The organism is Microbulbifer maximicatervae (SeqCode) (assembly GCF_056231245.1).
Window position 1 is genome coordinate 328,678 of the sequence record NZ_CP174334.1, and the last position, 21,196, is coordinate 349,873.

Sequence of the window (21,196 nt, forward strand, 5' to 3'; positions counted from 1 at the left end):
CGGAAATGAATTAAATTATGTCGATATTCCCTGCTATTGATCAGGCATTAGAGGCTTTTGCCAGTTTTGTCTGGGGTCCCCCCTTATTGGTGCTACTCGTTGGTGGAGGCCTCGCGCTATTAATCTATTCTCGTGGCCGTCCCTACCGCCATCTTGGGCACAGTATTGGGCTTTTAAGTGGCCGATACGATGACCCCAATGACCCTGGACAAGTGAATCACAGCCAAGCGCTATCCACAGCGCTTTCGGGAACCCTGGGACTTGGCAATATTTCTGGGGTTGCCATCGCAATTACGATTGGTGGGCCTGGGGCGATTTTCTGGATGTGGGTAACCGCCCTGGTGGGGGTGGCTACCAAGTTTTATACAGCGACGCTGGCGGTGATGTTTCGCGGTCGCGATGCCTCCGGGGAACTGCAAGGTGGCCCCATGTATGTTATTCGCGAGGGGTTGGGCCGACGCTGGATGCCGCTCGCGGTACTGTTTGCCGTGGCGGGACTCTGCGGTATGTTGCCGGTGTTTCAGTCCAATCAAACCACGCAGCTATTGCGAGAGTCTTTTGCTGAGCCCTTGGGTTGGGTAGCACCCGGAGGTTCACTCACTTTTGATTTTGTTATTGGCTTATTAATTGCTGTTGCATCGGCCTACGTTATTGCCGGTCGTATCCAGCGTATCGGTAAATTCTCCGCAAGAGTAGTGCCGGGCATGGTACTGTTTTATCTGGGCATGACTCTTGTGGTGATTGCCAGCTTCTGGGAGCAGGTACCGGCAGCATTTGCGCTGATCTTCTCGGATGCTTTCAGTGGTCAAGCTATTGCTGGAGGTACTCTGGGTTCGGTAATCACAGTAGGGGTAAGCCGGGGCGCATTTTCCAATGAGGCGGGTATAGGCACAGAATCTTTGGCCCATGGTGCAGCGAAAACCCGTGAGCCCGTTCGAGAAGGCGTGGTTGCCATGCTGGGCCCCATTGTAGACACACTGGTTATCTGCACTTGCACTGCCCTGGTGATACTACTGACTGGCGCTTGGCAGCAGGAAGGGGATATTGCCGGCGTTACCTTGACAGCACAGGCATTTTCTCAGGTGTTTGGGCAGTTCGGCCCAATTTTGCTACTGCTAATGGTCCTTCCGCTGGCTTTCAGCACTATCGTTACCTGCTGGTATTACGGTATGAAGTGCTATGTTTTTCTTTTCGGTGGCCGCTGGCAGGGTCTTTATACCGGACTCTACATGGTGCTGATTATATTGGGTGCGGTGGCTTCTTTAAGTGCGGTAAACAGCATCATCATCGGGATGTATGCGGTAATGGCGATTCCAACAATGGTGTCTACTTTATTGCTGGCAAGGCATGTTAATCGAGCGGCGCACGATTATTTTACCCGTATGGATTTAACAAAGAGAAAAGAGGCCGAGGCCTCCTAATTAAAAAAGGCGGACTAAATAGTCCGCCTTTTTTATGGTTGGTAAAAATTTACCTGTTACTTCCAACTTAAGGCACCACGGACACCTTGGTACCAACCTTGGCGTGGGCATAAAAAATCTTAGCCATATGCCAGGGGATACGAATACAGCCATGAGAGGCGGGATATCCCGGGACGTGGCCGGCATGCATGGTAACGGGGCCATTGATACGCATCATGTAATCCATAGATGCCCCGCGGAATCGAGAACCCGCAGGTTTGCGGTGGCGGCGCACATCCACATTGCTGCGCATTACATAGCCCCGTGGGCTGATGTAGTGACCGTACAGATTTGATCGATGGCTGTATTTCTTCTGTGAAATACGGAAGTTACCGGTAGGTGTGCGGTGTCCGGGTTTGCCAGTAGATACCGGGGACATACCGGCCAGACGCCCGCCCTTATAGAAGTATGCCATTTGATCACTGAGGTCGATCACAATACGCGGTGTTCCCTGAATATTGGATTTAAACCACATATGGCGGCTATGCCGTGGATTCGCCGCGTATCTGGAATGTGTTCCGTATCTGGAGTGAGCCCGATAATTCCTGTTGTATCGGGAATGCGCCCTGTAATTTCTGTTGTATCGGGGGTGTGCTCTGTAGTCCCGGTTGTGCCTTGAGTGCGATCTGTAATTCCTGCTATGCCGTGAATTTGCTCGGTAGTCCCTGCTATACCTGGAGTGTGCTCCGTAGTTTCCATGTCCATGTTGAGCGCTGTATCGCGAATTATAGCGGGAATTGGAATAATCCACGGCATAGGTCAGTGGGGCAAGAATTGCAGATCCCACAATCACTACGGCAGCGGCGAATGATGATTTTTTGCGTAGAGATCCCTTCTGTTTCGTGGAAATGGATTGATGATTTTGCAGCGAAGATCGGCTATGCATTACACACCTCTCTACTACCAGTGGGCCGTGTAAACAACCGTGGATTTTGAATCCAGCTACAGTTTGTCTTAGGGCAAGTATTTCTGCCCTACTACAGGGACAAGTCCATAGCTGGTGATTTCCCCAAAGCAGATAACCGTATACTCGGCCTCGGCTGCGGGTTGGTACTGCGGCGGCATGAACCACTACAAGTCCAAGGGATGGTAAGGTGGGTCTTAAGGGCTGGTGACAACAAAAAGGAATATACTGAGGTTCTCTTAGAGGATGCTCTTCTATTTGTTAGTGATTTTTAGGGATTTTGTCTTAGTTGCTAAGGTTTTATGAGTAATCTACCGTAACTTGCGAGTCAATTTCCAGCGTTCTTGAACCACGCCAGAATAATAGAAATAGCGTTCAAAAAGTTTTTATTATTTATTTCATCTTAGTAAGTGTCGCGACTATATCGTTATCCAAAATTATCCCCATTTCTCATTCTTGTTGTGCGGGCCATTGCGCATTAGAAAATTGAATGAAGAAATTTCCTTTTCGGGATCGCTAAAATATTTCTTTCTGGTTTGAAAACCAAGTAAACGAATCCACCCTTTTTGCGTTATGTGATAGCTGATTATTGGAAGCTCCCCTGAAAATGAAATACCAGGGTAGGGATGATTACTTTTAATATTTATTAAATAGGATTTGGCTATGACTGGAAGATCGACGTTACCCATATTTTTTCTAGTATGTATTGTAATGCTGTACAGCAATCCGGGCGTGAGTGTTGAGGTAGAGCAAGCGAATGAAGCTCTGCTTGCTTTGGATGACGAAGTAGAATTAACCCTTTCGATGCATCCACTAAATAGTTTAATGGTGAATGCGCAAGTATCGACTAGCAGTGAGTCGCGAGTGGCGATCAGGATCAACTCGGCGGTAACCGACCGTCGGCGAACAAATTATACCGACTGGGGCACAGAGCATGATATGACCCTAGTAGGTTTAAGGGCCGATACCACTTACCGTTTTACTGCACTGGCAATGCTGGAAAGTGGAGACGTTGTGCAGAGTTCGACTATTTCTTTCAAGACTGGTTCGTTACCTGAAGGCGCTCCCCCAGTTGAGGTAACTACATTTACAGAGCAAAGCGAAGGAGGTGTAACTATTTTTGCACCTTCAGGTGACAGGGATAATACCTTTTGGGGATTCGATGAGGAGGGTGAGGTTGTCTGGTACCTTCACGGAGATGTTCCTCTAACCGGAGCTCCGGTAGTGCGCAATTTACAGGATGGCAATTTAATGTTGCTGTTGGATCAGGAAGCAAGGATTATCTCCTTTGCTGGTGAAACGCTGCAATCATTTGAGCTGCCAGCCTATCACCACGATGCAATTCTTCTTGAAAATGGAAATCTACTGGTATTAACAAACGCCTATGAAACAATTGATGGTCAATTGATAAAAGGAGATGCGATTCTTGAAGTGGATGGGCAGGGCAATACTGTATGGGAATGGTCTGCATTCGATCATCTCGATACTCAGCGTTTCCCCGGTGAGTTAGCCAATCGAGAAGCGAGCAATGGTGCGCTGGATTGGACTCACTCTAACTCGTTACACTATATTTCTGCCGATAATTCGATTTTACTGTCAAGTCGCTCTCAAAGCTGGGTGGTCAATATTGATCATAATAGTGGCGAAGTAAACTGGATTATGGGTAGGGATTTGGATGCTTCCGAGGGATTTCTTGAGAAATTATTTTCATTGCAAGATGGCACCTGGATGGCTTCTCAGCATGCAGCTATGCTTGCGTCAGACGGAGACATTCTGATTTACGATAATAGGAATGAGTCCGAATACAGTGGTGAGGTCTATAATAGCCGCGCAGTGAAATTCTCTTTAAACACAGAGGAAATGGTGGCAGTGCAAACTTGGGAGTACGTTGCACCAAAGTACACCAATTCTTTAGGGGATGTAGATGAACTTCCCGGTGGGAATATTCTACTTTGCGCGGGCGGCCCATCCAGTGCTAGTACCGGCAACAATAGAGATGCATATATTGTTGAAATCGCCGGCGATCAGACTGCAGAGACGGTTTGGGAGATGATAGTCAATGATACGAGTGTATATCGTGCTGAGCGTTTTACTTGGAATGATATATCAGTGGTAAGTGATTTATCGCTTTAGATCCTCTAAATAGTTAGGCGCCAGTAACATACTTTGTTGCTGGCGATCCTTATTAAAGGACTTCTAACCAGATTTGGCAATCAGTGCTCTATAGCATTGATTATGTTTCTAAAGCGGTATTCCCCCAGTAACTGTTGAATATCACTAGATAGGGCTTGAAGTGTTTTAATTAAATATGGCTTTAGCGTGATAATGTTAGGCTTTTTTTTGGGAAGTTTATGATTTGATGGAAACAGTTCTTCACCTCCTTCGAGGAACTCATCATTTATTTTTTTATTTTCCTGTGAATATCGATCTAAAAAATTAGCCCTATCTTCATCAGAGTTCCATAGGTGTGGTGATCTCGGTAGTGTTCGCTTGATTATATTTTGTGTATTGCCAGATTTTATCCATTTCAATAGTTTTGTATTTTCAGATTTTGAGTGTATTTGCTGGTTTAATATCTGCTTTAAAGCGGCCTCTTCATTTGATAGACTCTCTCTTATGATTTTGTTAGAGTTTGGTAGGCCGGAAATCCCTAGAGCACGAAAGAAATTAACTGGTAGGTCGCCATTACATAGCTGCTCGTAAATGAGTATTTGTATATTGGGAAAGAACTTTTTGAATGCTGCTATATTTTTATAAAAGTTCAGGTTTCTACCTTCTATCTTTGATAGGAACTCCTTGAATGGCAGTTTCGCTAGTGGAGATACTCCTTTCATAATATGTTCTTTGTATAGAGACTGGGCAAAATTATCTTGTCTGCGCAAGGTTAAGATGATTTTAGTTTGCTCTGGGGGTAATGTGTTGGAGAGTTGTTCTAAATAATGGTGCCGAGCCTCAATCCAGGAGCAATCTTTTGTTTTATAAGTATGTCGACAAATAGGCTCTGCACTAATTAATAGATCAAGGTTGTTTTTCTGCGACTTTGACTTCCAGTCATATGCTAGCAACTTTCCTCTGGAGATAGGTGGACTTTCAGGGTGATCGGAAAATGAGTGTGCAAAAAGATGGTGACCCTTATCTATGCTAATTAAATTTCGATGAATAATGGGATATAAAATACCTTTACTTCTTAACAGCCTTCTATATTTATAGGCGTAACATTGTATTGCTGTGGTGCCGGTTTTATGTAGCCCTGAATGTAAATATATAGTCATTATATGTTCTTTGTGTTTTATAGATCGTGATCTGGTATCTACTGCTGTTTAATAGGTGCTCATATCTATTTCGAATGATCTATTTTATATTTTATGTGAGTGTTGTGTTTTGGGGGCGTCAAAGAGCCAATATTGAAGGTTTAGTAAAAGATATTCTATTTTCTGGTCTCGGGCTCATTTTGATTTCGGTTGGCGTATGTTTTTCTATATTAATCCCAATTGTAGAGTCTATTGGTTTTAGTATAGTTGTATTTTTGTAAATTGTTTTTTCATGCCGATTTAATGTTAGGGGAGACTTATGGGTAATTTTTTCACTCAGCTACCAGGTGATCACTCTAGGGAGCATTTTGAGAGTTTGCTAGAGGGGAAAAGCTGCAGGGTTGAGCGGATTGTATCTTACGGGCAGTCCTCGCCTGAAACAGGGTGGTATGATCAAGATGAGCATGAGTGGGTGTTAGTACTTTCCGGTTATGGTGTTATTGAAATGGAAAATGGTGAGAGGCACCACCTGGGGAAGGGGGATAACTTCTTGATTGGGGCAAATCAAAGGCACCGGGTGGTGGAGACAGCTGCAGATGAGGCCACTATATGGTTGGCAGTTTTCTTTCAGTGAAGCAGTTATCTTTTAAGATATAAATCTTATGAGCTCCTATCAAGAGTTCTATACCTACCAATGTAAATCGGATCTAAAGTCCTCTGACGAGTTAGTATTGTTAGCTTTAAGACAGGTGTGTCTACTGACTAGCAGGTCAGCCTGTGCATATCTCCATATACCGAAGAGGCCTGTTAAAATTTTCGGGGCTTTGCTTAAATTGGATAGCTTTAATTTGGTCTGATCGTTTGATACCAAGTCAAATCCTTTTCTGCCAGGTAGTTTATGCTACCTGGTTTTTTATTTTAGTCTTACGTCAAGCAGTGATATCTGCATAGATTTTATAAAATTTTATTTTTGGTTATCTATAATCAGATCGACGGCTGGAGTATCTAGCGGTTATACCCTATGTATGTCTATTCTAGAGGTCTTTTTTATGGGCTAGGCCTTGGGGTGGATTTTTTATAGAAAACTATGTTTCAGTATATTTAGTACTAGGGTGAAAGACTTCAATAGTTATGGGTGGATAGATTCTGCGATAGAAGATAATTTCATTATCCCTGATAACAATTGAATACTTATTTGGGATCAGTGGCCAGAGGAAAATGATACTGCAGCTGATTTCGTATTGAGGCAGAGTGATTTTGTAAAGTCTATTGGGAATGACGGCGAGCTGCCCAGCGCATCCACTTTAAGTCTTCTGATAGAAATCTATAATTAAAAGATAACTTGTTTATTATAGGTTTAGGGAATAATAGAACCTTAATTTTTTAGCTTTTAATTTGTTAAGAATTCTTAAGTTGATGATACTTGGTTTTTATCTCTTCCAGGTTGACGGTGGGGGCAGGAAACTGGGGGTTTAATTTCTTTAATGCTTCAGAAATAATTGAAGCTACGGCCAAGTCCCGGAACCATTTGTGGTTTGCGGGGATAACAAACCAGGGCGCGTATTCGGTGCTGCATTGATTTAGCATATCTTCAAAAGCACATATATACTCATCCCAATATTTTGCCTCAGTATAATCACTTTCGCTGATTTTCCACTGTTTGGCGGGATCATCAATACGTTGCTTGAATCTCTCCAACTGCTCATCCTGACTGATATATAGGAAAAATTTCAGTATTATTGTGTTACTTTCAGAGAGTAATTTCTCAAAGTTATTAATTTGTTCATAGCGTTCACTCCAAATGTCCATTGGAACCAGGCTATGCACTCGTTCAATCAGTACGCCCTCATACTGAGAGCGGTTAAAGATTGATATATGCCCCCGGGCAGGGGTTACTTTGTGATATCGCCATAAGAAATCATGCTCGCTCTCTTCTTTTGAAGGTTCCTTAAAGGAAATCGCTCTACACATTTGTGGATTTGTTGCGCCTAATACGTGCTTGATGGTGCCATCTTTCCCCGAGGCATCTATTCCCTGCAAGCAGATAAGTAGAGATGTTTTACGCTCAGCGTAAAGCTTGTAAGTGAATGAACGTATCTGCTCATCTATACGCTGGGTATCTGGGAGTGCCTCTTCACGATTTTCGTAACAATGTTTGAAGCCCGGGTCTATTTCGGAGAGCTTTATCTTGCTGCCAGGCTTTACCCTGAAATCTTCGAAACAATTCATAGTTCGACTGCCTACCTTTGTTAGGCTTTTGTAGATGGCTCAGATATCACTTAATCTTCGATAAAGAAGTTTCTTGACCAGGTCCAGGAAAAACATCCAGATAATCATGTATAGCCATACCAGACCGATTATAGTCCAGGGTATTGCCGGCACCAGCCAGCCGAATCCACACATCAGCACGGTAAATGCTTGGGTGCCAACAATTGCGATAAACAGAGGGAAAGCGGGTAGTGGTTTGGAAAAGAAAGCTGTACGAGAGCGAACAACGAATAACAGTAGATGTCCACCCGCTACGATCTGTAAAAATACGATAGTTTGAATTTGCTCTTTATTTAATGCGATCCAGGATTGCCAGTTGGTGTTATTGAGCCATTCCATTCCAATAAAGAGAATACCCATTGTTTGAGCAATAGAAAAAAGGCCGATAATGCTGGAGCCCAGTAATAGGTCTCGCATTTGCCAATGCACAGGTTCCTTGGGAAGCAGAGTATTATCGTAGGCAATGGTCATAATGGGGATGTCATCAAGAAGAGCCACTAGTACGATCATAACCGGGGTTAGGGGCGAGAAGCCGAACATTATGGTAGCAAAGACAACCACCACCATAATATCTAGAGTCATGGATACCCGGAAAAGTACGTAATTAATAATGCGTTCAAATATTTTTCGGGCTTCGTCAATCGCATCGACGATGGTAGATAGCCCGGGAGAGGTCAGGATAATGGCTGCTGCCGCGCGTGCGGCGTCGGTTGCACCGCTAACGGCGATACCGCAATCAGCTTGCTTAAGGGCCGGCGCATCGTTCACACCATCGCCAGTCATGGCAACCTGGTGACCCCTACCTTGCAATGCTTTCACAATGGCATATTTATGTTCGGGAAACACTCGCCCAAATCCATCTGCACGCTCAACGGTATCGACGATAGTAGATGGCAGGTGGTCCATATCCTGGGACTTTGTAAACACACTACTGGCAGCGAAAATATTTGTTCCAATACCGACTTGGGTGGCGATTTCCTTGCCGATAGCCACATCGTCGCCAGTAATCATTTTTACTTGAAGCCCGTGTTCCCGTGCGCGCTGAATAGTGTCTTTGGAGTCATCCCGAGGTGGGTCTTCAAGAGACAGAATACCCAGGAATTGCCACGAAGAGGCGTTTGCCTTCTGCGCAACGCCGAGGGAGCGCAACCCCCTGGAGGCCTGTTGTTGCACACATGCAGTGGCTTTGTCGGCCTTCGCACCACTCAAGTTGCATAAGTCGACAATAGCCTGGGGGGCCCCTTTGCTGAAATATAGGGTTTGCCCATCCTGATCTTGTACTTTGACTTCAGTGCGTTTGCTCACCGGATCAAAGGGAGTGAATTCCTCAACCTTATATTTCTTCAGTTCTCCCTTATTTTTCAGGCCGGCAAAAATTGCTTGATCAATTGGATCACTGGCGCCTGCTTCAGATGCGATAGCGGCGGCAAGAATTAACTGGTCGTTGTTTTCCGCGCTGAATAAGGTAGGTTCTTCGAGGCACAATTGGTTCTTAGTGAGGGTGCCAGTTTTATCTGAGCAGAGGATATCAACACCAGCCAACTCTTCGATGGACTCCAGCCGCGAGACGATCGCTTTTTTACGGGATAGCGCCAGGGCACCGAGAGCATTGGTCACAGTGATGACCGAAGGCATGGCAACGGGAATCGATGCGATCAGCAACACCAGTACAGTGCGAAGAATATTGATGATATCTGACCAGTGCCATGTTTCGGCGACCACGATATCGCGGTATAACTCTGTGCCCACCAGAATAACGGCCAGCACCAAACACAGCACGATGAGGAAGTCACCGATATGGGTGACGGCTTTCTGCGAATGTGAGGCACTTTGCCCTGCGCCGGCAACAAGTTGGGCGGTGCGCCCAAAGAATGTATTGTGCCCGGTACCAATGACCACAGCGGTCATCTCCCCGCGTTTGGCGATACTGCTGGAATAGCCAATATCACCGATGCTCTTACTGACGGGTAGAGATTCCCCGGTAAGGGCAGCCTGATCAATACTGATGGATTTCCCTTCGGTAAAGCGCACATCAGCAGGCACGACTTGCCCTAGCTTGATTCGCACTATATCGCCTGGGACCACCATCGCCGCATCGATAGATTGATACTCCCCATCTCTTAATACATTGGCTTTGGGGGCCATGCTGGCCTTCAGTGCTGCCAGCGCATTGGCAGCTTTGTGTTCCTGCCAAAACCCGGCAATCGCGTTGTACAACAGCAGGGCCATAATGATGGCGAAATCGGGCCAGTGGCCAATTAATGCAGAGAGCAATGCGGCCGCTTCAATCATCCAGGGAATGGGGCCCCAGAAAAATCGCAAAAACTTAGCGAGTGCGCTTTGCTCCTTCTCCTGAATGGCATTGGGACCATATTTTTGCAGGCGGGTGCTGGCTTCATTTTTGGTGAGGCCGGCGGGTGATGTGTTTAGTTCAGTGTAAACTGCATCAATATCAGCGTTCTGCAAATCCAGCGATTGCTGATCGCTGTTGTTTTGATTATTTGGCGATGATTCTTGACCTTGCACTTTGGGTTTCCCAATGACAAAGGTTTACCTGTGGAGTCTGTTCCAGCACTAGATAACTCAATCTAGCAGTTTGCGCCACTCGCTATGTGGACATTGGTGACGGTGGTAAGAGAAATTTGAAGGTGTAGAGTTAAAGATAAAATAGCCGGCATTAAGCTGGCGTGAAAAACCATTATTCCTGCGGGCTATTGAAAGGGATATATCCGTGACAACTGATTAAGCCGCAGGGGCAGCCTATCTTGATAACGTCGCGGTTTTTCTACGGGGTTTCGAATAGCAATCCGTGCTGTAGTACTTGGCCAACAAGCCTAAGGTATAGGCCATATGCAGGTGCTTTCAGTATATGCCTAAGTTCTATTTAGCTTATAGTGCATTTCATGATAGGCCAAAACCCAACTATATAGGGTATCTACTATTAGTAGGTAAGTCCTAACCATAGTGTTTAGGCGAACAGCACTAATTTGTTAAGGATCTACCTTTCAAGAGCGACATTAAATCAAGGATGCCACGTACCCATCTCGGTTGCTTGAACCACTGGCCGTTAAGTGAGGACTCACAGCGATGACGATGGACATTTAGGTTGCTCTGTTATCATACCACTCGATCTATCCATGAGTATTGGCTCTAGATCGAGATGCATCAAGGATCTGATACTATTTTGAAAATAGCGCGGCCCTCGATGAGGCCGCCTTCGAATCTGTAAACTGATTATTCAGAAATTATAGCTAAGCGCTAACGCAGAGAAAGATGGGGTTTCATTATCGACGCTATAGATTGTGTGTTCCAGGCTTATGGCCCAATTCTGATAATTCCAACCTGCTGCTATCCCATAGTACCAATCGTAACCATCGTTGCGCCATTTGCTTGATTCTGAGTATTCAACAGGTCCCCCAGTACCTGGAGCTCCAATAACAGTTGGAGCTGTAAGGTACTCCAAATACTCCCCTTTGAATTTATATTTAACATCCCAGCGTTGATATCCAAATCGAAGACCTGTATATAATGCTTTTTTCGTATCAGTAGAAATAGATAAGCCTAGTGTCTTTAACTTAATCTCTGAGCTGAGGTTTTCTGTAATGCTAAAGTTAGTATCTGTACTTGAGTAGTGGTACATTCCACTAGATTTTCCTAAATCGCTAAATCCACCTTCTAAAGCGAGAAACCTATTGATCCGGTAACCGGCTGAAAAGCTCCAGCCTTCTGAATCTGACAGTGAATAATCATAACTATCTATAACTTCTTGGGCTTCAATATCTGTGTCAACGCTGCCATAAGATATTCTTAAGTAGTAATTGTCTTCCTGAGCGATGGTATTACTTGTGGCAAATAGAGCGAATAAAAAAAAGGTTGTTTTTTTCAAGAGTTTCTCCGTAAGTAACGCTTCGCACAAAGAGAGCGATTGCTGCGACTTGTATGGTTGTTCTTAATCGATTCTGATGTTGAAAATCCTTTTCGCTAACGGGTAAATTGAGATCCACCTTCTGCGGCCACCGAAGGCCTTGTTTGTCACAGTTCGTTGCTGCGCCGGTTTATAAAACAAGTAGGAACGTGACAGACACTCACTAGGCATAACTTGAATAGTCATGTGGGCCTCTAGCCTGGATAGCAAGGCGGAGATAGCTTATCTTATGGAACCTCAAGAGATCAATGTCAGTATCGATACCGGTAGCAAACAACTGGATATTTATGTGAGACCTACTGATTAATTCTTTAGTTTTACCAGTGATAAAAATGGTATTAAGGATACCATTAAACAACTACAAACTCTTCGCCATACAATACGATCCCATGCCAAAGCCGATGTATAAGCGATTAGTGGACTCTGGCAAACCTAAAAAGGTGGCTCTGATTTTCTGCATGAGAAAGCAGATTACGACCCTGAATACGATGGTAAAAAATAACACCTATTGGAATGAAAGTATGGCTTAAAAACTTGATGAGCGACCATAGTCACTTATTATGAGCTACTGTACTCTCGGCTAAAATCTATACCTCCGCGTAATTTGTAATTCAAAGCTTTCCCACTCTGTAAAATTGGTGCTTTACGAACGTACATTTTGAAACCTGTGGCGCTTATTTTAAATTCCCCTTCCTGGCAGTCAAAACGAAAATCGTACTCATCGAAGCGACCATTCTTTGTTTTTCTCTCATTCACCATATGCAGATCGGCGATTTCTAGCTCACCTTGCCTTGATTCAATGTCAAGAAAAATATTGCAAGCATTTTCAAATACCATCGTAACTGGAGCAACCCAGAACTTAAAATACGTTTCCCCTTCCCTTGGATGAATCCATTGAAAAATGTAATCGAGATCTATCATAAACTCGAAATTCTCCGTATCAGCCAGGAAACCCCATATTTTGGAGTCGTGCCACCCCATTAGGGAGAAGTCTTTCTCAGACCAAATGTTCTTTTCAAGTTCGTAGGTATACACTCTTATGCCTCATACTCCCCGCAATATGCAGGGCTTTAAAATCAAGGCGAGGCCGAAATGGAAAAGCCGTCGATGTGCCTGTGATTGTTATGTGGCTGCCTCTCTATCAGCTTGTAACCTTGGTAAGATTTGGAGTTGTCATCACTAACTACTGTCTGAACTTCTCGATTTACCATAAATCAGCCCCAAATAAGCTACCGGCCAAACGAGGGGGCCAACAATGTATCCTTTCAAAATGAGCGAGTAGTTGGTTTTTTCCTTTATCCAATCATCAAATAGGGCAAAGAGCATCGCAATTGTTATAACACTTAAAAGATAAATCAGGAAGGCTTTTACTACTGGATGTACCGATTTAATTTGCATCGAAAGCCCTTAGATAGTTAACATTCACCAAATGGCGGAGGTCCAGCAAATATGTGGTATTTGCAATTCTACCTACGCTTATCATACTTGATTATGATTAGCTTTATTCATGACAAAATGAATAAAGCTACGTGCAAATACTACGATAGCAAAGGCCAAAATTGAAATACCTAAAGTAGCACTATCGCCAACTATACCTACATCATAAATTGGGTTACTTTCACGCTCAGTTTGCAAGAAAAAGATAAGCCACAACAAAAACCATACGGCAGTACAATAAATCAGTAGTTTTTCACCCCAAGGTAATACTAATGGGAAAAATACTGTCACCGAAAGAATGCCTAATATGAAAAGTGTCATAAAGTCCCTTTACACATAACGCTAAGTGAAGGAGGGAGAGCGTAGCTCTGTGTCCCGCTTGCATGGATTGTAAGCTCATTCGCAAGCATCGGCTATATCTCCAATTTTTAGTGCCGCGTTAATCCAAGGGGTGACGTAACTGTTATTTGCTCCACCCTCAAGGATGATTGAACCACCTATGCTATCGGAGTAATACTCCAATCGGTAGCTAGGGCCATCCATTATAATGATCTCTGACTCAGCCGGCTTTTTAATGCCAACAAATATCTCTGTTGTTTCAAATATGGCACGTTTAATTTCTTTGATGCCAATTTCTATTTGAGGGCAGTCTGAAACTTTGATAATGCGCTTGTCGAGGCCAACTTCCGGAGTATAAGCAATATAGAGAACATCATCATTTATGTGGTAACCGTACTCAGATCCAGGTGCATACCAAGGCCCTGTTAGGAAGGTGATGCCGCCAAAGTAATCAAGGTCATCCCCGTATGCGGACTGCAATACATCCTCTTTATTCTCTTGTGACGTACAAGAAGACAAGATCATCGGTATCAGAAATGTAAATACTCGAATCTTCATAGAGAGCTAACGTTACCAGCTGGGGCCAAAAAACCAGAGCGAAGCGGCGGTTTTTTGGCCGCCTCTGGCGGGCTTAGTTATGTTTGTACTTGTTTATATGCATAATACTTGAACAGCATTGCTTGAATTAACGCAAAAGAACCATAAATTATTGCCGTCTCTGCTACACCTGAGAAAATATATATAACGACAGTAAAAACCACTGCCGCACCGAAATATAGAAAATAACTTCCATTGCCATACCTGCAAATTAACCAATGAACAGGAAAACCAAATAATAGCCAGCCAACGATTGAGAATAGTAAGTAAACCCCCAGAAAAATTAATGAGAACAACCCAAAGCCCGCCCAACTATATAAATCTTGAGGAAGTCCAATTTCATACAATGTATAGAAGAGAACAAGAAGCGCGGGGAAAAACACGCTCTTTAAAATTGCTGAATCCCACCTTCCTAAGTCCATCGGATGCACCCAAAAATAAAACGTCTTGCCTACAGGCTGACCGTCAGGGCGGTCCAGCCCGGAGGGTGACTGTGCGGCAACTGGTTATGTTTTGATTGTAGTATAGTCATCTATGCTTTGGACTTTAAAAACTTTGTTATTTGAGAACTTAAACTCTATTTGCGCACCACCAGTTATGCGGTTTGCTGAAACTGATTTTATAACTGTACCTTCAATACCTAACTTTTTGCCCCAATCTATTAACGGGTAGCCAAAATCTGTTTCTCTACTGGCTTTAGGGTCTTCTAGGCCATTGTTACCTGAGCGCCAAAATAAAATTTCATAATCGAAGTAAACTCTGAACCAATCACCTGAAACTTTTATATAAAGGATGTTGGCTTGATCTTCTCTTTTATTCTCACACCAAAATTCTTGAGCGATCAGCTTCTCAAGTTCTTTGTTTTCTATTTCTGGCCAATCGCCATTAATTGAAATTTTATCCATCACTTATAGAGCATAAGCCGTGCTAAACGGCGCGCGCCTTTCGCGCGTCCAGTGGAGGCCGTTTTTCGGTCGGAACGGTGTTTGAGTACCTTGTTATGGGCTGCATATATCAATACCCTTTTTCCTAAGATAGGTGATGAGATGATAGTTATATGTTTCCGCATATACTGGCGCAATTACTTGGTACTTCCTTTCTGCGAAGCTATCTATTGCGTCGTCAATCTTTAAATACTTGACATTGCTGCCATATTCGCAATTCTTATCAATGAGAGGAACTTCGTTAAGAAGCATGCCTGTAAGGCCAATCAGCCGTAAATCACCATTATCAGCCGCAGAGATAGCCTCGCTCTCTGGATTTGCGTGTAAAATCCAGTCAAAACCCTCTTGGTAATTCTCGGTACTTGAACAAGACGCCACTAATAAAGCTATAAAAATTACTCTAAAAATATTCATACTTTGAGAGGCTCATAACGCCTCAATAACCGGCAGCGTTGTGGCGAAGACACGCTTTTAGCTGTCCGGCGCCAAAGGCGCGTAGTTAATTGACTTGTATGGTTGTTCTTGCCCGATTCTGATGTTGAAAATCCTTTTCGTTAACGGGTAAATTGAGACCCACCTTCGGCGGCCACCGAAGGCCTTGTTTATCACAGTTCGCTGCTTGGCTGGTTCGTAAAAGACCGATAACAAGTATGAACGTGATAAGCACTCACTAGGCATAACTCGGATAGTCATGTGGGCCTCGAGCCCGAATAGCAAGGCGGAGATAGCTTATCTTATGGAACCTCAAGAGATCAATGTCGGTATCGATACCAGCAGTAAACAACTCGATATTTATGTGAGACCTACTGGCCAGTTCTTTAGTGTTGCCAATGATAAAAATGGCATTAAAGATGCCATTAAACAACTACAACCTCTTAAACCTCAAAGAGTATTAATAGAGTCTACGGGAAGGCTCGAGTTAGAGTTTGTTTGCGCCGCCGACAAAGCCGGATTACCTATTGTTGTTTGCAATCCTTCGCAGATAAGGAGCTTCGCTAAATCCGCGGGGCGCCTCGCCAAAACTGACAAGCTAGATGCAATGGATATTGCACATTTTGGTGAGGCCATGAAGCCAGGGCTGTCGGTGCTAAAACCAGAAAAGCTTAGGGAGATCAGTGACTTACTGGCGGTAAGAAGTCAGTGTTTAGAGATGAGTACAATGCAAAAGAATCGGCTTCAGAGAATGCCGAAATCAGTACACAAACCTATACAGACCATTCTAAACACCATCAAGAAAGAGCTACAAGGTATCGACAAGCAACTGGATAAACTGGTTAACAGTGTGTCTGAGTGGCGGCAAAGGCGTGACCTATTGTTGAGTGCCAAAGGGGTCGGAAATGTATTGGCCTATACGTTAATGAGTGAACTTCCTGAGCTAGGACAATTGAACCGTAAAGAAATCGCTGCACTTGTCGGTATCGCCCCGATGAACCGTGATAGCGGCAACTTCCAGGGCAAACGATATATTCGAGGTGGAAGGCATCGCGTACGCACGGTTCTTTTTGTTTCCATCATGTCGGCCATACAACATCATCCCAAACTAAAGCCCATGTATAAGCGATTAGTCGACGCTGGCAAACCTAAAAAGGTTGCTCTGGTTGCCTGCATGAGAAAGCAGATTACGATCCTGAATACAATGGTGAAAAACAACACCTACTGGGATGAAAGTATGGCTTAAAAACTTGACGAGTAACCATAGTCACTTGTTAGGTGTTTTTGGCCAAAAGGAGCACTTCGCTACATGCAGCATTAACGCTATTGCTGGAAATGCCCAAAAAATTGCTATGAATGCTGAAAATACTACGGACAAAACACCAATGACAGTACCTATAACAACAAGTGCTTTAGGTGCGCGATTATCTCTTACCCAGTAAAACAAAATTAAAAAATATAAAATCCATGCGGGAATGAAAAACGGGAAAGCTATTTTTATCGACACTCCTATAGCCAGAAAAGATAGGCCCGAGCATAGAATCGTAGTAATAAGCCTGTATTTCATATGACACCTAACGCCTAGCCCAGCCGCCGGCAAACGTGGCGCGTAATTGCGACAGCAATTTAAGTGACATTTTTGACGGTCGGTTGCTGCTGCTTGTATGGTTGTTCTTGCCTGATTCTGATGTTGAAAATCCTTTTCGCTAACGGGTAAATTGAGACCCACCTTCGGCGGCCACCGAAGGCCTTGTTTGTCACAGTTCGTTGCTGCGCCGGTTTATAAAGACCGTTAACAAGTAGGAACGTGACAGACACTCACTAGGCATAACTCGAATAGTCATGTGGGCCTCGAGCCCGAATAGCAAGGCGGAGATAGCTTATCTTATGGAACCTAAAGAGATCAATGTCGGTATCGATACCAGCAGTAAACAACTCGATATTTATGTGAGACCTACTGGCCAGTTTTTTAGTGTTGCCAATGATAAAAACGGCATTAAGGATGCCATTAAACAACTACAACCTCTTAAACCTCAAAGAGTATTAATAGAGTCTACAGGAAGACTCGAATTAGAGTTTGTTTGCGCCGCCGACAAAGCAGGATTACCTGTTGTTGTTTGCAACCCTTCACAGATAAGAAGCTTCGCTAAATCCGCAGGGCGCCTCGCCAAAACTGACAAGCTAGATGCAATGGATATTGCACATTTTGGTGAGGCCATGAAGCCAAGACTATCGGAGCTAAAGCCAGAAAAACTCAGGAATATCAGTGACTTACTGGTAGTACGAAGTCAGTGTTTAGAAATGAGTACAATGCAAAAGAATCGGCTTCAGAGAATGCCGAAATCAGTACACAAACCTATACGGACCATTCTAAACACCATCAAGAAAGAGTTACAAAGTATCGACAAACAACTAGATAAACTGGTTAACAGTGTGCCTGAGTGGCGGCAAAGGCGAGACCTATTGTTAAGCGCTAAAGGAGTCGGAAATGTATTGGCTTATACGCTGATGAGTGAACTTCCCGAGCTAGGAAAATTGAACCGTAAAGAAATCGCTGCACTTGTCGGTATCGCCCCGATGAACCGTGATAGCGGCAGCTTCCAGGGAAAGAGATATATTCGGGGTGGAAGGCATCGTGTACGAACGGTTTTGTTTGTTTCCATCATGTCGGCCATACAGCATCATCCCAAACTAAAGCCGATGTACAAGCGATTAGTCGACGCTGGCAAACCTAAAAAGGTCGCTCTGATTGCCTGCATGAGAAAGCAGATTACGATACTGAATACGATGGTGAAAAATAACACCTACTGGGATGAAAGTATGGCTTAATAACTTGACGAGCAACCATAGTCACTTGTTAGCTGCTTTTTCTTAACCATTAACCGCACAACATAGTGGTTTGTTGTTCTCAAACTCAACATCGTAGCTGTGATATTCATCCCAGGGCAACTCGAACGAAAGCTCAAATTCATCGCATTCTTCTGACATAAACCAAATAGAGATTAATTCTGCACGCTTAAATATTGCCTCTGGTGTCTCTTCTTTTTCTAATTTCTCTTCTGGTACGCCGAGACCTTTGTAATGCTCATAAGAATAATTGCCTAGAATTTCTGTGGCTGCTTGTAACGCTAATTGATCAATATCTTTTAATTTGTCTAAGACTTTATTGATGTACGACTCAGAAGGTTGCTCTTCAGATGTAAAAGTTAACCTGATTGTCTCATTCCTTTCCTTGATGAAATGCTCTGTACAAGTCCACCAATCGTCTTCTTGCTCATCAAATATTAACCTCACTCGAATTCCCTCATGCAACTAACAGTGTATTATGCTTTACTTGTTAACTGAGACATGAGAATAATTTGCATTACCCTCTAGTTTAAGCTCACCATCAGCACTATATACTCTTGCATATATTGGCCCATTGAAAGGCCCTCTCGCCGCAAGACGATGACAAAAAACTCCATCCTCACAACTGTCATGGATTAAATTCATTTCCTCAGTAATTGTTAGAAAGTTTGCTCCCCCACAATGTAAGCACTTTTCTCCTGCTACCCGATTCATTTTCCAAGAAATATAACTCTTTAGAATTTCTTGTGATTCTTTTACTGGTATATTACTACTACAGAACGGAACTTCTATTTCAACGCCATCTGAAACAGCCTTATAGGTATGCTCAAACTCTCTGATTGTTGGTATATCTTCCGCAACGGAAGCAGCCTCACAATCAAAACACCAGACAGGTTTAATTATTGCAGGTATTAAATCTTTATATTCCAACCTATCCATCGATGATTCAATCTCAACCAACGAATAGTAGTAAACACGCCCAGGGCCATGAGGAAAAAAATATTCTTCACCGCATTTAAAACATCTAATCGAATCGATGTCATTCAATTTGCGCAACTATTAATCCTCCAGAAGCATAACGATTTTATAAACGGCGCGCGTTTTTCGCGTGTCCAGTAGAGGCCGTCTTTTGACCGGAACGGTGTTTCATAAACTTGTTATATTTCATGCCCAAACTGCCTAAAGTAGCGTCTAATTAACGACTTTTTCTTTTTGCTATGCGAAAAATACGTATTTTCCAATGCTCGTGTTATGTCACTAGGAATAACCTCTGCTCCTAGTTCCAATAGTGCAATAATGGTTTCTGCATGGCCATGCTCGACAGCTTCAACAAGAGCATAGACTGGTATGGGCGACCCCAAGCTTCTCAGTAGACGAATTTCCTCATGCTTATTTTCTACAGCCAACCAGTGCAGTACATTTTCACCCACCCAGCATGTCTCGTATAGCACTTCGGGATTCTCTGAAATTATATCCCTTACCTTCTGAGGCTCATTCAATACTGCGTCGAGCAGCAAACCAAATCCATGTGTTCTACCTTTTTTTAGTGCATCGTAGGTTGGAGGCCTAACTTTCTTTCTCATAATATTGACAGTACATTACTGCGAAAAATATAACGCCAAGCTAACTGGACAGCCGGAGCGAAACGGAGGGAACAAAAGCGCAGCTTTTGCTGTCCGGTTGAGCGCCTTGTTAGCCATTCATTGGCAGAATACTTTCCAAGCAAAACCATGGTCCCCAGTTGTTATTGTTGGGTGAAAATCAATTTTATAGCCATTAGGGCAATAACCTTCTTTCCGTGTGACTTCGCGCGTTATTGTGCTTGAAGCCACCCCCCTATTCCCACCATATTCATCTAGCTTTTTTGCCCCGATTGCAAAGTGGAAGATAGTATCGGTTTTCTTAGTGACCCGGCTATGATCTCGGTAGTAGATCTTTTCTTGAGATCCATGTGCATACCCATAGTCCACTCCATAATACTCAACATAATCCAAGCTTGGATAATAAACACACCCTGATGTATTTATAAATAGAAACGCGACAATAAGTTTATTCGTTCTCATGTATGGCTAACGCCGCGTTCAGGTGCACTCAATTTTTTTCAATTTTTTGGGTATAAGTGTAGCGTCCAAAAAAATTGAAAAAATTTGAGGGTCGCTTTGAAACGCCTTGTTATGCTTGCCCTTAGCCGAATCTAAGTTCCAATCTGATATCCAAGTTCCAAAAATTGATTTTTTTACATAAGGGCAAACTTCCATCTCTTCTCCCCACACCATATCCTCTTCTTGATCAAGGCAATAGTAAGCATAAACTACATCACTATGCTTAGACTCAGCTTTCAAATACTTTTCACACTTCAAGAATCCCAGAGCACCTCCCCTGCCAGGTAATTTTTCTTCTAGATGGAGGCTAACGCTATATTTAGACAGCTTGGATTCTGCTGAAAGATATGTGTAAAGAGAACCAACTTTCAATATCGCGACATATGCCAAAAATGGCGTCAAGAATATGTATAGCATTCCGATAGTATCTTTTATACGATATTCCTTTCTCTTTTTCTTGCTCAATTTATTAGTATTTTCAAGGGTGCTCTCACGCATAAAAAGCACGGCTGAAAGCACAACAAACGCCGCCAAAAATCCCATCCCAACACTGACGGCTAATTCTGAAGGTATGTACCTTCGATCAAAGAAACCAGCAAAAGCAAAAAGGTATACAGAAACTGATAAGCGTCTAAGATAACCGGATGATTTCTTCATGGTGATCAGTACCTAAGATGCATAACGCTTCAA

The 21,196-nt window shown here is 43.4% G+C and carries 25 protein-coding genes; 6 read left to right on the top strand and 19 right to left on the bottom strand.

Features of this window, described 5'->3' with window-relative positions; all coding sequences use genetic code 11:
- Positions 1-17: 17 nt before the first annotated feature.
- Positions 18-1,421: an alanine/glycine:cation symporter family protein gene (locus ACJJIS_RS01465; protein WP_444907135.1), complete on the top strand. Its 1,404-nt coding sequence runs from the start codon at positions 18-20 to the stop codon at positions 1,419-1,421.
- A 67-nt stretch (positions 1,422-1,488) separates the two neighbouring features.
- Here the strand turns inward: ACJJIS_RS01465 and ACJJIS_RS01470 are convergent, their stop codons facing one another.
- The 3 genes from ACJJIS_RS01470 to ACJJIS_RS01480 all read right to left on the bottom strand — a co-directional run bounded on the left by ACJJIS_RS01470 (position 1,489) and on the right by ACJJIS_RS01480 (position 3,053).
- The gene (locus ACJJIS_RS01470; protein ID WP_238152069.1) at positions 1,489-1,935 is read right to left on the bottom strand and encodes a L,D-transpeptidase family protein; all 447 of its coding nucleotides are present in this window, start codon (positions 1,933-1,935) and stop codon (positions 1,489-1,491) included.
- A complete protein-coding gene (locus tag ACJJIS_RS01475; RefSeq protein WP_445361025.1) occupies positions 1,893-2,216 on the bottom strand; it encodes a hypothetical protein in 324 nt (107 codons plus the stop codon). The genes ACJJIS_RS01470 and ACJJIS_RS01475 overlap by 43 nt, the downstream gene beginning before the upstream one ends.
- Before the next feature lie 585 nt (positions 2,217-2,801).
- Complete coding sequence (locus ACJJIS_RS01480; RefSeq protein ID WP_444918344.1) at positions 2,802-3,053, bottom strand: hypothetical protein; 252 nt, start codon at positions 3,051-3,053, stop codon at positions 2,802-2,804.
- A 43-nt stretch (positions 3,054-3,096) separates the two neighbouring features.
- Here ACJJIS_RS01480 and ACJJIS_RS01485 point away from each other — a divergent pair, with 43 nt between their 5' ends.
- Positions 3,097-4,497: an aryl-sulfate sulfotransferase gene (locus ACJJIS_RS01485; RefSeq protein WP_445362608.1), complete on the top strand. Its 1,401-nt coding sequence runs from the start codon at positions 3,097-3,099 to the stop codon at positions 4,495-4,497.
- Between the two features lie 80 nt (positions 4,498-4,577).
- Here the strand turns inward: ACJJIS_RS01485 and ACJJIS_RS01490 are convergent, their stop codons facing one another.
- Entirely contained in the window at positions 4,578-5,636 is a 1,059-nt protein-coding gene (locus tag ACJJIS_RS01490; protein ID WP_475709304.1) for a hypothetical protein, read from the bottom strand.
- A 298-nt stretch (positions 5,637-5,934) separates the two neighbouring features.
- On the opposite strand from ACJJIS_RS01490, the gene ACJJIS_RS01495 reads away from it, so the two are divergent.
- Positions 5,935-6,249 carry a cupin domain-containing protein gene (locus ACJJIS_RS01495; protein WP_475709305.1) on the top strand — a complete coding sequence of 105 codons (315 nt, stop codon included), beginning with the start codon at positions 5,935-5,937 and terminating at the stop codon, positions 6,247-6,249.
- A gap of 764 nt (positions 6,250-7,013) precedes the next feature.
- On the opposite strand, the gene ACJJIS_RS01500 is transcribed toward ACJJIS_RS01495, so the two are convergent.
- The 3 genes from ACJJIS_RS01500 to ACJJIS_RS01510 all read right to left on the bottom strand — a co-directional run bounded on the left by ACJJIS_RS01500 (position 7,014) and on the right by ACJJIS_RS01510 (position 11,769).
- Positions 7,014-7,844 carry a polyphosphate kinase 2 family protein gene (locus ACJJIS_RS01500; RefSeq protein WP_475709306.1) on the bottom strand — a complete coding sequence of 277 codons (831 nt, stop codon included), beginning with the start codon at positions 7,842-7,844 and terminating at the stop codon, positions 7,014-7,016.
- A 39-nt stretch (positions 7,845-7,883) separates the two neighbouring features.
- Positions 7,884-10,409 carry a plasma-membrane proton-efflux P-type ATPase gene (locus tag ACJJIS_RS01505; protein WP_475709307.1) on the bottom strand — a complete coding sequence of 842 codons (2,526 nt, stop codon included), beginning with the start codon at positions 10,407-10,409 and terminating at the stop codon, positions 7,884-7,886.
- Between the two features lie 712 nt (positions 10,410-11,121).
- Positions 11,122-11,769: an outer membrane beta-barrel protein gene (locus tag ACJJIS_RS01510; protein ID WP_475709308.1), complete on the bottom strand. Its 648-nt coding sequence runs from the start codon at positions 11,767-11,769 to the stop codon at positions 11,122-11,124.
- 223 nt (positions 11,770-11,992) lie between these two features.
- Here ACJJIS_RS01510 and ACJJIS_RS01515 point away from each other — a divergent pair, with 223 nt between their 5' ends.
- A complete protein-coding gene (locus tag ACJJIS_RS01515) occupies positions 11,993-12,115 on the top strand; it encodes a hypothetical protein (protein ID WP_444934288.1) in 123 nt (40 codons plus the stop codon).
- A 251-nt stretch (positions 12,116-12,366) separates the two neighbouring features.
- Here ACJJIS_RS01515 and ACJJIS_RS01520 read toward each other — a convergent pair whose 3' ends face one another.
- The 7 genes from ACJJIS_RS01520 to ACJJIS_RS01550 form a co-directional block, all read right to left on the bottom strand.
- Positions 12,367-12,843 carry a hypothetical protein gene (locus ACJJIS_RS01520; RefSeq protein ID WP_475709309.1) on the bottom strand — a complete coding sequence of 159 codons (477 nt, stop codon included), beginning with the start codon at positions 12,841-12,843 and terminating at the stop codon, positions 12,367-12,369.
- Between the two features lie 144 nt (positions 12,844-12,987).
- Complete coding sequence (locus ACJJIS_RS01525) at positions 12,988-13,206, bottom strand: hypothetical protein (RefSeq protein ID WP_444907144.1); 219 nt, start codon at positions 13,204-13,206, stop codon at positions 12,988-12,990.
- Positions 13,207-13,287: 81 nt separating this feature from the next.
- On the bottom strand, positions 13,288-13,566 hold the full coding sequence (locus tag ACJJIS_RS01530) for a hypothetical protein (RefSeq protein WP_445361030.1): 279 nt from the start codon (positions 13,564-13,566) through the stop codon (positions 13,288-13,290).
- A 75-nt stretch (positions 13,567-13,641) separates the two neighbouring features.
- Entirely contained in the window at positions 13,642-14,142 is a 501-nt protein-coding gene (locus ACJJIS_RS01535; protein ID WP_445361031.1) for a hypothetical protein, read from the bottom strand.
- A 77-nt stretch (positions 14,143-14,219) separates the two neighbouring features.
- On the bottom strand, positions 14,220-14,603 hold the full coding sequence (locus tag ACJJIS_RS01540; protein ID WP_445361032.1) for a hypothetical protein: 384 nt from the start codon (positions 14,601-14,603) through the stop codon (positions 14,220-14,222).
- Positions 14,604-14,687: 84 nt separating this feature from the next.
- Positions 14,688-15,089: a hypothetical protein gene (locus ACJJIS_RS01545; protein ID WP_445361033.1), complete on the bottom strand. Its 402-nt coding sequence runs from the start codon at positions 15,087-15,089 to the stop codon at positions 14,688-14,690.
- A 90-nt stretch (positions 15,090-15,179) separates the two neighbouring features.
- Complete coding sequence (locus ACJJIS_RS01550; RefSeq protein ID WP_445361034.1) at positions 15,180-15,539, bottom strand: hypothetical protein; 360 nt, start codon at positions 15,537-15,539, stop codon at positions 15,180-15,182.
- Positions 15,540-15,861: 322 nt separating this feature from the next.
- Here ACJJIS_RS01550 and ACJJIS_RS01555 point away from each other — a divergent pair, with 322 nt between their 5' ends.
- Positions 15,862-16,803 carry an IS110 family RNA-guided transposase gene (locus ACJJIS_RS01555; protein ID WP_413662913.1) on the top strand — a complete coding sequence of 314 codons (942 nt, stop codon included), beginning with the start codon at positions 15,862-15,864 and terminating at the stop codon, positions 16,801-16,803.
- 641 nt (positions 16,804-17,444) lie between these two features.
- Positions 17,445-18,386 (top strand): IS110 family RNA-guided transposase, encoded by a 942-nt coding sequence (locus ACJJIS_RS01560; RefSeq protein ID WP_445360964.1) that lies wholly within the window; start codon positions 17,445-17,447, stop codon positions 18,384-18,386.
- Positions 18,387-18,428: 42 nt separating this feature from the next.
- Here the strand turns inward: ACJJIS_RS01560 and ACJJIS_RS01565 are convergent, their stop codons facing one another.
- From ACJJIS_RS01565 to ACJJIS_RS01585, 5 genes are all read right to left on the bottom strand, one after another.
- A complete protein-coding gene (locus ACJJIS_RS01565) occupies positions 18,429-18,851 on the bottom strand; it encodes a hypothetical protein (protein WP_445361036.1) in 423 nt (140 codons plus the stop codon).
- A gap of 36 nt (positions 18,852-18,887) precedes the next feature.
- The gene (locus ACJJIS_RS01570) at positions 18,888-19,460 is read right to left on the bottom strand and encodes a hypothetical protein (protein ID WP_475709310.1); all 573 of its coding nucleotides are present in this window, start codon (positions 19,458-19,460) and stop codon (positions 18,888-18,890) included.
- A gap of 101 nt (positions 19,461-19,561) precedes the next feature.
- On the bottom strand, positions 19,562-19,987 hold the full coding sequence (locus ACJJIS_RS01575) for an ankyrin repeat domain-containing protein (protein ID WP_445361038.1): 426 nt from the start codon (positions 19,985-19,987) through the stop codon (positions 19,562-19,564).
- Positions 19,988-20,104: 117 nt separating this feature from the next.
- Positions 20,105-20,467 carry a hypothetical protein gene (locus ACJJIS_RS01580; RefSeq protein ID WP_444917893.1) on the bottom strand — a complete coding sequence of 121 codons (363 nt, stop codon included), beginning with the start codon at positions 20,465-20,467 and terminating at the stop codon, positions 20,105-20,107.
- A gap of 18 nt (positions 20,468-20,485) precedes the next feature.
- Positions 20,486-21,163 (bottom strand): hypothetical protein, encoded by a 678-nt coding sequence (locus tag ACJJIS_RS01585; protein WP_445361039.1) that lies wholly within the window; start codon positions 21,161-21,163, stop codon positions 20,486-20,488.
- Positions 21,164-21,196 lie beyond the last annotated feature (33 nt).